This is a genomic window from Streptomyces sp. A012304 (assembly GCF_026008495.1).
Lineage (GTDB): Bacteria > Actinomycetota > Actinomycetes > Streptomycetales > Streptomycetaceae > Streptomyces.
The window spans coordinates 75,831-87,539 of record NZ_BQUN01000089.1 but is presented as its reverse complement, the minus strand read 5'-3'; the positions used below and the strand labels follow the sequence as shown (position 1 = coordinate 87,539).

Annotated in this window: 8 protein-coding genes; 5 read left to right on the top strand and 3 right to left on the bottom strand. The window is 70.3% G+C overall.

Features of this window, described 5'->3' with window-relative positions:
- Window positions 1-278: 278 nt before the first annotated feature.
- Window positions 279-1,889 (bottom strand): NADH-quinone oxidoreductase subunit NuoF family protein, encoded by a 1,611-nt coding sequence (locus tag ALMP_RS19045; protein ID WP_264929777.1) that lies wholly within the window; start codon window positions 1,887-1,889, stop codon window positions 279-281.
- A complete protein-coding gene (locus tag ALMP_RS19040; RefSeq protein ID WP_264929885.1) occupies window positions 1,886-3,190 on the bottom strand; it encodes a cytochrome b/b6 domain-containing protein in 1,305 nt (434 codons plus the stop codon). Before ALMP_RS19040 ends, ALMP_RS19045 begins: the two co-directional genes overlap by 4 nt.
- A gap of 417 nt (window positions 3,191-3,607) precedes the next feature.
- On the opposite strand from ALMP_RS19040, the gene leuS reads away from it, so the two are divergent.
- From leuS to ALMP_RS19015, 5 genes are all read left to right on the top strand, one after another.
- Window positions 3,608-6,481, top strand: a complete 2,874-nt coding sequence (leuS, locus tag ALMP_RS19035; protein ID WP_264929775.1) for a leucine--tRNA ligase — start codon at window positions 3,608-3,610, stop codon at window positions 6,479-6,481.
- A gap of 139 nt (window positions 6,482-6,620) precedes the next feature.
- Entirely contained in the window at window positions 6,621-7,376 is a 756-nt protein-coding gene (locus ALMP_RS19030; RefSeq protein WP_264929773.1) for a hypothetical protein, read from the top strand.
- 72 nt (window positions 7,377-7,448) lie between these two features.
- A complete protein-coding gene (locus tag ALMP_RS19025) occupies window positions 7,449-8,294 on the top strand; it encodes a DegV family protein (RefSeq protein ID WP_264929771.1) in 846 nt (281 codons plus the stop codon).
- Between the two features lie 123 nt (window positions 8,295-8,417).
- Window positions 8,418-9,398 (top strand): ComEA family DNA-binding protein, encoded by a 981-nt coding sequence (locus tag ALMP_RS19020; protein WP_264929768.1) that lies wholly within the window; start codon window positions 8,418-8,420, stop codon window positions 9,396-9,398.
- Window positions 9,399-9,495: 97 nt separating this feature from the next.
- A complete protein-coding gene (locus tag ALMP_RS19015; RefSeq protein WP_264929765.1) occupies window positions 9,496-10,932 on the top strand; it encodes a recombinase family protein in 1,437 nt (478 codons plus the stop codon).
- Between the two features lie 55 nt (window positions 10,933-10,987).
- On the opposite strand, the gene ALMP_RS19010 is transcribed toward ALMP_RS19015, so the two are convergent.
- The gene (locus ALMP_RS19010; protein ID WP_264929763.1) at window positions 10,988-11,704 is read right to left on the bottom strand and encodes a hypothetical protein; all 717 of its coding nucleotides are present in this window, start codon (window positions 11,702-11,704) and stop codon (window positions 10,988-10,990) included.
- Window positions 11,705-11,709 lie beyond the last annotated feature (5 nt).

Genomic DNA, 11,709 nt, shown 5'->3' with positions numbered 1-11,709 from the left:
CTCAGTTGGTAGAGCGCCTGCATGGCATGCAGGAGGTCAGGAGTTCAATTCTCCTTAGCTCCACAACAGGTCCCGCCGGATCGAATTCGATCCGGCGGGACCTCTTTGTTGTCCGGTGTGGTCAGGGACGGTCGAGGAACTCCCGCAGGGCGACGCGCGGGAGAGCCTCCCGTACGAGTGTTCCGATGCGCGGGCGGGAGCCTTCGCGATATGTGGGAGAGGTGTGCGGGGCCGCCTGTCTGCGGGCGGCCCCGGGTCGTTGCGGTTCGGCGGGCCGTTCAGCGCCCGAGGGCGCGGCGGCCGCGGCCCTGGGAGAGAACCGGCAGGTTGCGGGAAGGCTCCTTGCCGCGCGTGTCCTCCTCGATGCGCAGGGCGAGTGCGGGGCAGCGTCGTACCGCGCGCAGTGCCTTGGCCTCGGCGTAGCGCGGCACCCTCGCCTGCGCCACCGTCGGGAAGCCGTCGGCGCCCAGCTGGAAGACCTCCGGGAGGATGTCCGCGCACAGCCCGTGGCCCCGGCACAGCGTCCAGTCGACGAAGATCTTCTGACGGCTGTCTCCGGTGTCCGCGGGCTCTCCGCCGCCCGGGATGCCCGTCGGGGCCATGCCGCCCTCGAAGAGCGGCAGGACGCCCTCCACGGGCCGTCCGCAGCCGTTGCCCAGGACGTGCGCCGCGAGGTCGTCCGTGAACGCCTTGATGGTCGACTCCAGGAACATCGCGGAGCCGTCCGGATGTGAGCAGGCGCCGCGCCGCTTCACGTTCTTCGCGACCTGCTTCAGCGCCTCCAGGGCGGCCGGGCCGCCGCCGTTGAGGATGTCCTCCATGCCGCGCGCGGCGGCCGGCAGGCCGAGGTAGCAGGGGCCGCACTGGCCCGCGCTCTCCTCGGCCAGCCACTGGGCCACACGCAGCGACTCGCCCAGCGGGCAGGTCTCCTGGCTGATCGGCAGGATCGCGCCGGCACCGAGCGCCCCGCCCACCGCGTCCAGGGAGTTGCGGGAGACGACCGCCTCGTTGACCGTCGCCGCGTCGATCCACTTGCCGTGGTAGCCGCCGGTGAGCACACCCTGCGGGACGGGCGGGGCGCCGGCCAGCTGAAGCACGTAACGCAGCGGGACGCCCGTGGGGACCTCGATCACCATCGGGCGGGCGACCGCGCCGGAGACCGTCAGCATCACGGTGCCGGGCTCGTCGTACAGGCCGGTGTTGCCGTAGCGCTCGGGGCCGATGCGGGCGGCTATGGCGAGCTGGGCGAAGGTCTCGGCGTTCGACAGCAGCGTCGGTGCACCGCCGACGCCGTTCTGTGAGGCGCTGGTCTTGCGGCCGGGCGGGATCGCCGGGCCGCCGTCGATCGAGCGGATCAGGGAGGCGGCCGCGCCGGTGACCATGCGTACCGGATTGCGTTGCACGAACGCCTTCAGTGCCGAGCGGCGGCCGTTGCTCAGGCCGCGTTCGGCGAGCGCGGCCTCCATGGAGCGCTGAGTGGACTCACGGGTGACCCCCACCACGAGCGTGCGGGCACCCAGGGCTTCCGCGCACAGCAGCGCGCCGTCCAGGATGAGGTGCGGGGCACGGTTGATCATCACCGTGTCCTTGCGGCAGGCCGGTTCGTCCTCGCTGCCGTTGACGACGACGACCGGCCGGACGCCCCGCTTGATCGCCGCGTCGGCCACCGCGCGCAGCTTCTTGTGGAAGGGGAAGCCCGCGCCGCCGCGGCCCTTGAGATTGATGCGTTCGGAGAGCTGGGCGAGCTTCTCCCCGCCCATGGGCTCAAGCGGTCCGTGCACCTTCAGGTGCATGGGCAGATCGAGTCTCTCGACAAGGTCGAAGCCCGACGTGAGCTGCGGAAGGCCGACCACGCGGACTTCTGGGACGTCGGGCAGGGCCTCGTTCACCTATAGCCTCCGGAAGGCGTGTTCCAAGGTTCGCCCGAACCCGGTGCGTCGAACGACGCGCCGGGCGATGGTTCATTGGCGGGACCGCTGTTGTACGTGTCAGTCGGGTTGTACGTGTCATACCGGGTGTTCGTCTCACCGGTGTCGTACATGTCACTTCCGCCGTATCCGCCGGTGCCCGGATTGCCATAGACCGGGATGTTGAATCCCGTGTCCTGGAGCGGGTCGTAGGCGGACGGGGGAGCCTCGCCGACCGGTGGCGGGGACGGGATCGGCCAGCTGCCCGAGGTGCTGCCACCGCTGTCGACCCGCGGGATCGCCTCCGTGGACTGCGTGTCGAACGGCATGTCCATGCGCGCGGTCTGATCGGCGGCGAACGGCTGCTGCCCGCGCGGGGGTGGTGTGGACACGGCGCGGTAGGCGGCCGCGAAGCCGTTCGCGGGCTCCGGCGTGGCCGGCGTGTCGAACAGCGGCGACGACGGCGGCGTCATGCGCGTGGAGCTCATGGTGTCGGCCGTCGACGACCGGCCCGAGCGGCTGTCGTATCCCGGCAGCGACGAGGCCTCCGCCATGCGCGCGCGGCTCGCGTCCAGCGCGTCGCGGCCGGCGGGCTCCTCGGTGCCCAGGACCGAGGCGATCTGGTCGGCGATCCTGCGCTTGAACGGGCGCGGGGCGGCCCGCAGCGCGAGGGCGGCCATCACGCCCAGGAGGGACAGGCCGTAGAGGAACACGAAGATCGGCTTGGCCGCGCGACCCGCGTAGAGTCCGTGCACCAGCGCGGCACACCAGGCCGGGTAGGCCAGCATGTGCATGGCCCGCCAGCGGGCCGCGACCGGGGCCGGGGAGGCGAACCTGCTGCGCAGCGCGCCGGTGATGCCCACGAAGATCATCAGCAGCCCGGCGAGGGAGCCGAGGCCGATCAGGCCCTCGGTCCCGGTGATGCCGAGCGAGAACGGGATGATCGCGGCGATCAGCACGGTGTGTTCCAGCGCGATCTTCGCGGAGATGTGCAGCAGCAGGAACGCGATCGAGGCGACCGCCATCGTCCGGTGCACGGCCTGGCCGATGATCCGCTGGCGCGTGTTGAGGAAGATCCGGTCCTGAGCGACCAGACCCCAGATCACCGAACAGCTGAGCGACACGAGGGACAGCACACCCGCGCCGAAGTTCAGGAACTCGCGGAACTGGCTGCCTCCGACCAGCACGATCACGGGTATGAGGATGAGGACGACAGCGGACGCCACCCCATAGGCCGACCGGCCCGGTTGGGGGAGCGAGCTGTTACTACGACGAGGGTTCATGGGGGCAACTCCGAGCAGTTCGGGAAAGCGGTCCCGCTGCCGCACTCTAAGTGGCGCCATACCGACGGGTACGAGGTTTGAGTTATTGCGCTGTTATCAAAGGACAATGTGGCCGCTGTGATGTCCCTTAGCGGCTGTTACGCGAAGTAAGCTTTGACTCGGGTTCAACCTCGCCTCTCGGTGCTTGACGTGTTCACAGTGGATACGCAACAGCGTCGCGGTCTGCTCAAGCGCTGCGGTACCCTTGCGCCATGCGTGCCGTACGCCTTCTGCTTAGCGAGCCGCGCTGATCAGTCCCGAACGCCGGTGAACCGGGTGGTTCGGAATCGGCGCGGCGTCCCCTCCTGTGCGAGGGGATTTTTCGTTTCCCGAGTGTGACAGCCGCTGGCAGAGACGATCGATGGAGCTTTGAGGATCATGAGCGAGACGAACCCCGCTGCCACCGCCGAGGCGGCCGCGCCGCACCGCTACACGGCCGCCGTGGCAGCCGAGATCGAGGCACGCTGGCAGGACTTCTGGGACGCCGACGGCACGTACGCGGCGCCGAACCCCAAGGGCGACCTGGCGGGCGACCCCGCCGTCGTGGCCCGCCCCAAGAAGTTCATCATGGACATGTTCCCGTACCCGTCCGGTGCGGGACTGCACGTCGGCCATCCGCTGGGCTACATCGCCACCGACGTCTTCGCGCGCTACCAGCGCATGACCGGCCACAACGTCCTGCACACCCTGGGCTTCGACGCCTTCGGCCTGCCCGCCGAGCAGCACGCCGTGCAGACCGGCGAGCACCCCCGGGTCACCACCGAGGCGGCCATCGCCAACATGAAGTCCCAGCTGCGCCGGCTGGGCCTGGGCCACGACAAGCGCCGCTCGTTCGCCACGATCGACCCGGACTACTACAAGTGGACCCAGTGGATCTTCCTGCAGATCTTCAACTCCTGGTACGACGACACGGCGCGCAAGGCCCGCCCGATCTCCGAGCTGATCGCCCAGTTCGAGTCCGGTGAGCGTGCCGTACCGGGGCACACGCGCGCGTGGGGCGAGCTGAGCGCCGCCGAGCGCGCCGACGTCCTGGGCGAGTTCCGCCTGGCCTACGCCTCCGACGCCCCGGTCAACTGGTGCCCCGGCCTGGGCACCGTGCTGGCCAACGAGGAGGTCACGGCCGACGGCCGCTCCGAGCGCGGCAACTTCCCGGTCTTCAAGGCCAAGCTGCGCCAGTGGAACATGCGCATCACCGCCTACGCCGACCGGCTGCTGGAGGACCTGGACGCGCTGGACTGGCCCGAGGCCATCAAGCTGCAGCAGCGCAACTGGATCGGCCGTTCCGAGGGCGCCCGCGTCGACTTCCCGATCGACGGGGAGCGCATCACCGTCTTCACCACGCGCCCGGACACCCTGTTCGGCGCCACCTACATGGTGCTGGCGCCCGAGCACCCGCTGGTCGAGAAGTTCACCCCGGACGCCTGGCCCGAGGGCACCCACGACGTCTGGACCGGCGGTCACGCGAGCCCCGCCGAGGCCGTCGCCGCCTACCGCGCGCAGGCCGCCTCCAAGTCGGACGTCGAGCGGCAGGCCGAGGCCAAGGACAAGACCGGCGTCTTCATCGGCGCGTACGCCACCAACCCGGCCAACGGCGACAAGATCCCCGTCTTCATCGCCGACTACGTGCTGATGGGCTACGGCACCGGCGCGATCATGGCCGTCCCGGCGGGCGACCAGCGCGACTTCGAGTTCGCGCGCGCCTTCGAGCTGCCGATCCACTGCATCGTCGAGCCGACCGACGGGCGGGGGACGGACACCTCGACGTGGGAGGACGCCTTCTCGTCGTACGAGGCGAAGATCATCAACTCGTCGAACGACGAGGTCAGCCTGGACGGCCTGGGCGTCGTCGAGGCCAAGACGCGCATCACCGAGTGGCTGGAGCGCAAGGGCATCGGCGAGGGCACCGTCAACTTCCGGCTGCGAGACTGGCTGTTCAGCCGGCAGCGCTACTGGGGCGAGCCCTTCCCGATCGTCTACGACGAGGACGGCGTCGCCCACGCCCTGCCCGAGTCGATGCTGCCGCTGGAGCTGCCCGAGGTCGAGGACTACTCGCCGCGCACCTTCGACCCGGACGACGCCGACACCCAGCCCGAGACGCCGCTGTCGCGCAACGAGGAGTGGGTCCAGGTCACGCTGGACCTGGGCGACGGCCCCAAGCGGTACCGGCGCGAGACCAACACCATGCCCAACTGGGCCGGCTCCTGCTGGTACGAGCTGCGCTACCTGGACCCGCACAACGGCGAGAAGCTGGTCGACCCCGAGGTCGAGCAGTACTGGATGGGCCCGCGCGAGGGGCAGCCGCACGGCGGTGTCGACCTGTACGTCGGCGGCGCCGAGCACGCGGTGCTGCACCTGCTGTACGCCCGCTTCTGGTCCAAGGTCCTGTACGACCTGGGGCACGTGTCGTCGGCCGAGCCGTTCCACAAGCTGTTCAACCAGGGCATGATCCAGGCGTTCGTCTACCGCGACAGCCGGGGCTTCGCGGTGCCCGCCGCCGAGGTGGAGGAGCGCGACGGCGCCTTCTACTACCAGGGCGAGAAGGTCAGCCGCCTGCTGGGCAAGATGGGCAAGTCCCTGAAGAACGCGGTGACTCCGGAGTCGATCTGCGCCGAGTACGGTGCCGACACGCTGCGCCTGTACGAGATGGCGATGGGCCCGCTGGACGTGTCCCGGCCGTGGGACACGCGCGCGGTGGTCGGCCAGTTCCGGCTGCTGCAGCGGCTGTGGCGCAACATCGTCGACGAGGCGACCGGCGAGGTCACCGTCGTCGACGCCGAGCCCGACGAGGAGACGCTGCGCGCCCTGCACAAGGCGATCGACGGGGTGCGCGCAGACCTGGAGGGCATGCGGTTCAACACCGCCATCGCCAAGGTCACCGAGCTGAACAACCACCTGACCAAGGCCGGTGGAGCGCTGCCGCGTTCCGTCGCGGAGCCGCTGGTGCTGATGGTCGCGCCGCTGGCCCCGCACATCGCCGAGGAGCTGTGGCGCAAGCTGGGCCACAGCGACTCGGTCGTCCACCAGGACTTCCCGGTGGCCGACCCGGCGTACGTCGTGGACGAGAGCGTGACCTGCGTCGTGCAGATCAAGGGCAAGGTCAAGGCGCGGCTGGAGGTGCCGCCGGCCATCTCCGACGAGGAGCTGGAGAAGGTGGCGCTGGCCGACGAGAACGTCGTGAAGGCGCTGGGCGGGGCGGGCATCCGCAAGGTGATCGTGCGAGCGCCGAAGCTGGTGAACATCGTTCCGGCGTAGGCGCCGGCGAGTTCGGGGTAGTCCCCTACGGGCAGGTTCGGGGTTCTTCTGGAACTCCGGACCTGCCCTTTGCGTTTACCGTTGAAGAGCGGCGCGGCATGCGTCGTCGACCGTCACGGGAGATCGGAGGAGGAGCACCGTGGAAGCAGTGATCGCCGTTTTCGCCCTGCTCTTCGTGCTCTTCATCGCACTTGGCGCCTACGCCACGGTGAAGGCGGTCGGAGCCGCCAAGCGCGGCGTGGACCGCACCATCACCCAGGCCCGCCGTACGGTCGAGGACCACACCCTGCGCGCCAAGTCCTTCGCGCAGATCGGACCGGCCGGGGAGATCGCCCAGCTCCGCCTCAAGCTGCGCACGTCGATGCGGGCCACCCAGGACGCGCTGCACGCGGGTGTGGCCGAGGACGAGTCCCTGAAGGAGTCCCTCGGCCTGTTCGAGCGCCTCAGCGCACACGGCAAGGAGCTGGACGGCGAACTCAAGCGCCTGGAGTCCGAACCCGACCGGGCCAGGCTCGCCGAGCGGTTGCCGTCGCTGCGGGAGCGCACCGAGCGCATCACCTCCTCGGCGGACTCGCTGCGCTGGGCGGCCCGGGACCGGGCCCGCCGCTTCGCGGACGACGACCTCGACATGCTCAGCGCGCAGATCGACGTCGAGGCGGGCGCCCTGCGCCACTGGGACACGACAGAGCCCCCGCAGACGTCCGCCCCGCGGACTTCTTCCGCACCCTGGCCCGACGCGCCGGTCGCCGCCGACGCGGCGGACGACAGTCAGACCTGGCCGGAGACGCCCCGGCCGCACACTGCGGAGCAGCCGACCCGGCCCGCCATCACCCCGCCGGGCCCGCGCCCCACCTACCCCTGGCAGAAGAAGCCGCGCCCCGAGAGCACGACCTGATCCGGTCAAGGGTGTTCCAGGTCAGAGGGGCCGGGCTGCCGTCCGGGCGCTACGCCAGGTAACCTCCAGCTCATGTCCCGCCATGTCGCGATCGTCACGGATTCAACGGCCTACCTGCCGCAGGGGACGATGGAGCGCCACGGCATCACCGCGGTGCCTCTGACCGTCGTCCTCGGTGGTCAGGCACTGGAAGAGGGCACCGAGATCTCGACGCGCTCCCTCGCCCAGGCGCTGCAGAAGCGACGCTCCGTCACCACCTCGCGGCCCAGCCCGCAGCTCTTCGCGGAGACGTACCGCAAGGTCGCCGCTTCCGGCGCCACCGGCATCGTCTCCCTGCATCTGTCCGCCGAGTTGTCCGGCACGTACGACGCGGCGGTCCTCGCGGCGCGGGAGGCGCCGGTGCCGGTGCGGGTGGTGGACACCGGCATGATCGCGATGGCGCTCGGCTTCTGCGCGCTCGCGGCGGCCGAGGTCGCGGAGACGGGCGGCACGGTCGACGAGGCGGTCACGGCCGCGGAGAAGCGGGCCTCGGGCACCACCGCCTACTTCTACGTCGACACCCTCGACTATCTGCGCCGCGGCGGCCGGATCGGCGCCGCCCAGGCCCTGTTGGGGTCCGCGCTCGCGGTGAAGCCGCTGCTCCAGCTCGACGAAGGGCGCATCGAACCCCTGGAGAAGGTGCGGACGGCGTCGAAGGCGATCGCCCGCCTGGAGGAGCTGGTCGCGGACCGGGCGGGCACCGCGCCCGTCGACATCGCCGTCCACCATCTCGCCGCCCCCGAACGGGCGTCGGCCCTCGCGGACCGTCTGCGGGAACGCGTTCCCGGCCTTTCGGAGCTGCACGTGAGTGAGGTCGGGGCGGTGATCGGGGCGCACACCGGGCCCGGTTTGCTGGGAGCCGTGGTCTCGGCGCGGTGAGACGAGGTTGGGCGCTCTTCCCCCTTCACTCGTGTGGGTGATGCGGCTCTCCACAACTGGGCCGTCATCCACCGAAATTGAGCAAGATCATCGCGGATCGGTGGAATGCCCGATCCTCGTCGCATGGCACTTCGATCATGCTCACGTACGACGCGCGCGACCAGCGGTCCCGGCCGCCGACCCGGCTCCGACGGCCGCGTCCGACACCGACGGCTCTCCTCGCCACGTGGCCGCGTGGGGAACCGTCATGCCCCGGCCGAAGAGTTGCGCCGGAGGGCGGAGCTGCTTTTCGGGCAACGCGGCGGGGAGCGGTTGGAGTTGGGGGTGGGGCCACCGGGTGAGGGGAGCGTGGGCGACCAGGGCGCGGAGTCCGAGGCGGGTGCGGTGCCTGCCGAGGCGCCGGGGGAGGTCGGCGACTGGCGGGGGCGGGCCGGGCTCGCTCTGCGGGAGCGGATGCCCGTGTGGTTGCAGGCGCGCTGCGGACTGGAACGCAGGAGCGTGCTCGCGCTCGCGGTGCTGGTGGTCGCCGTCATGGCCTTCGCCGTGCAGCACTTCTGGGCGGGACGTACTCAGTCCGTGCAGGCACCGGAAGTGGTGCGCGCGGCCGCTCCCTACGCGGTGGAGGAGACGGGTGGGCGGGACAAGCCCGGTGGTCCGCCCGGGGCGCCGGGAGCGGGAGGCACGTCGGCCGCCGAGATCGTCGTGGACGTCAGCGGCAAGGTGCGCAAGCCCGGCATCCACCGGCTGCCGGCCGGTTCGCGGGTGGTCGACGCGCTGAGCGCGGCCGGCGGGGTGCGGCCGGGTACCAATACCGACGGCCTCAACCGGGCCAGGTTCCTTGTGGACGGGGAGCAGGTCGTCGTGGGCGGGCCCGCGGCGGGCGGGGCGCCTGGCGCCGGTTCCGTCGGCGGCCCGGTGGGCGCGGGGCCGGCGGCTCCGGTCTCCCTCAACACGGCCACCGTGGAGCAACTCGACGCGCTGCCGGGCGTGGGGCCCGTACTGGCGCAGCACATCGTCGACTACCGGACGCGGCACGGCGGTTTCCGCTCGGTGGACGAGCTGCGCGAGGTGAACGGCATCGGCGATCCGACATGTCGATGGTAACCTATCGACCATGACTCCATCAAGGGCTGTGCTACTCCTCCGAATCAGCTACAAGCGGGCCACCGAAGAGGCCGAAGAGCCAGAGGAGACCGAGGATGTGAAGCGTCGTTACGCCGAGTTCTCCAAGGGCATCGGCCGCCAGGAAGAGGACGCTCGCGCGCTCGCCGCACGGCTCGGCTGGACGGTCGTCAAGGTGATCCCCGAGGATGACACGAGCGCCTTCAAACGCCGGAAGATCAAGCTTCCGGACGGGACCACCGCACTGCGTACCGTGCGCCCCGGCTTCCGGGCCGCCCTGGACGGGCTCGCCTCCGGGGAGTACGACGGCTTGATTGCCGACGACCTCGACCGCGTCGCCCGTGACCCGCGCGACCTTGAGGACCTGATCGACGTGGTGGAGTCGCGCCGGCCGCGCATCCCGGTGGAGTCCGTCACGGGCTCACTGCGCCTGGCCAACGACGCGGACATCACCATGGCGCGCATCATGTGCGCCGTGGCCAACAAGTCGTCCCGAGACACCGCGCGTCGCGTCGCCCGCAAGCACGAGGAGTTGGCGGCGGAGGGCAAGCCGGGTGGCGGAGGTTTCCGGGGCTATGGCTACGACCGCAGCAACCTAGAGATCGTGCCCGAAGAGGCGAAGATCGTGAAGGAGATCGCCGCGCGCATCCTCGGCACGTGGGATGGCTGGACCGACGAGCAGCGGGCGAAGGTCGACCCGGACGCGGGTGAGTCGCTGAACTCCATCGCCGCCGACCTGCAGAGCCGCGACGTGCCGACCGTGACGGGTGCCCCGTGGAACTCGCGCAGTGTCAGATCCGTGGTTACCAAACCTCGCGTCGCAGGTCTGCGCGCGCACCGCAACGAGGTGGTGGGGGAGGCGGTCTGGCCGGCCATCCTCGACCGGGACACCTGGGAAGAGGTCTGTGCCCGGCTCGCCGGGCGCGCCCGGAACGTTGACCTCGGGCTACAGAGGTGGCTCACGGGCGTGCTGGTCTGCTCGAAGTGCGACCGGCCGCTGATGGGCTGGCAGGGCAATCACGGCGTCCGCTACTGGTGCGCGAAGCCGAAGGGCGGATGCGGGGGCATCGCCATCAAAGCCGCCATCGTCGAGGACGAGATCGAACGCCAGGTGCTGGATCTCCTTGGTCGGCCCAAGGTGCTGGAGCAACTGCGGACCGTCGCGGACACCGAGGTGACCGAGGACGCGCGCGCCGAGCTGGCCGCCGACGAGGCGCAGCTGAAGGAGATGGCGGGCATGTACGCGCGGCGTGAGATCACGTTCGCGGAGTACCGGGAAGCGCGCGGCATCGTCGAGAAGCGGATCCGGGAGTCCCGGGCGCTGGTGCACGCGCGGGCGCCGAGGGTGCTGCGCCGTCTGCTGGAGGGCGACGTGCGGGCGAACTGGGCGGCGGCCAGGCCGGCGGATAAGCGGGAGGTGGTACTCGCCCTGGTGCCCGGGTACCGGGTGCTGCCGCATGACCGGTCGAAGGGCAACAAGTTCGACCCGGCCCGGCTCGTCCCGATAACGGACTGAGGCAAGGAGAGGGCCCGTACGACTCCGGTCGTACGGGCCCTTTCGCTTTGCCCTGTCAGATGTCTTCCGCGTCGCCCTCAGCCCGAGCAGCGAGCAGCCGGGGGCCCGGTTCACCGATCTCCCGCCCTGATGCTCCTGGCCCGAGCCAGCCCTCCTTCCGGGCCCTGGTCACCCATCGGGCAACCGTGGCTTCCGGGCGTCCGAGACGCTGCGCGAGCCGTTTCACCGCGCCGCGGGGCTGGCCGGGGCCGCACTCGGAGATGTACCCCTCAGCGACCTGACGCATCAGTTCGTCCGGGAGGGGAGCACGTCCAGGCCGAGGCTCCTTGGGCGCGGCACCAATGATCTCGTCGGCTGTCTTGATCGTGACCTGTGATCCAGGCGCATGCATGGGGTTGCTGAAGACCTCGGCCAACAACGCCTCGGCACGCTCGTCGCCGGACTCGTGCTTCATCCGGGAGGCCATGGCCTGCACCTTCATCTGCATTTCCCAGTACCGGACTGCGTCGATGATCTGGCCAACGCGGATGCTGGTCAGCACCTTCGAGGTGACACTGCCACCTGGCGCGTCTCCCGGACGGCCAGGCCAGATCTCCAGGTGCGAAATGACATGGCCATTCGGCGACCGCGAGACAGTGCCGGCCACGGTCCATCCGTCTTCGGATTCATGCCGGAAGTGCGCGACAGTCCCGCCCTCCATCTCGTCGGGGCTCGGAGGGGTGATCTCAAGATCCATGTTCGTCGGCTGTTCAGTCGGCACGGTGCTCATCACCTCGG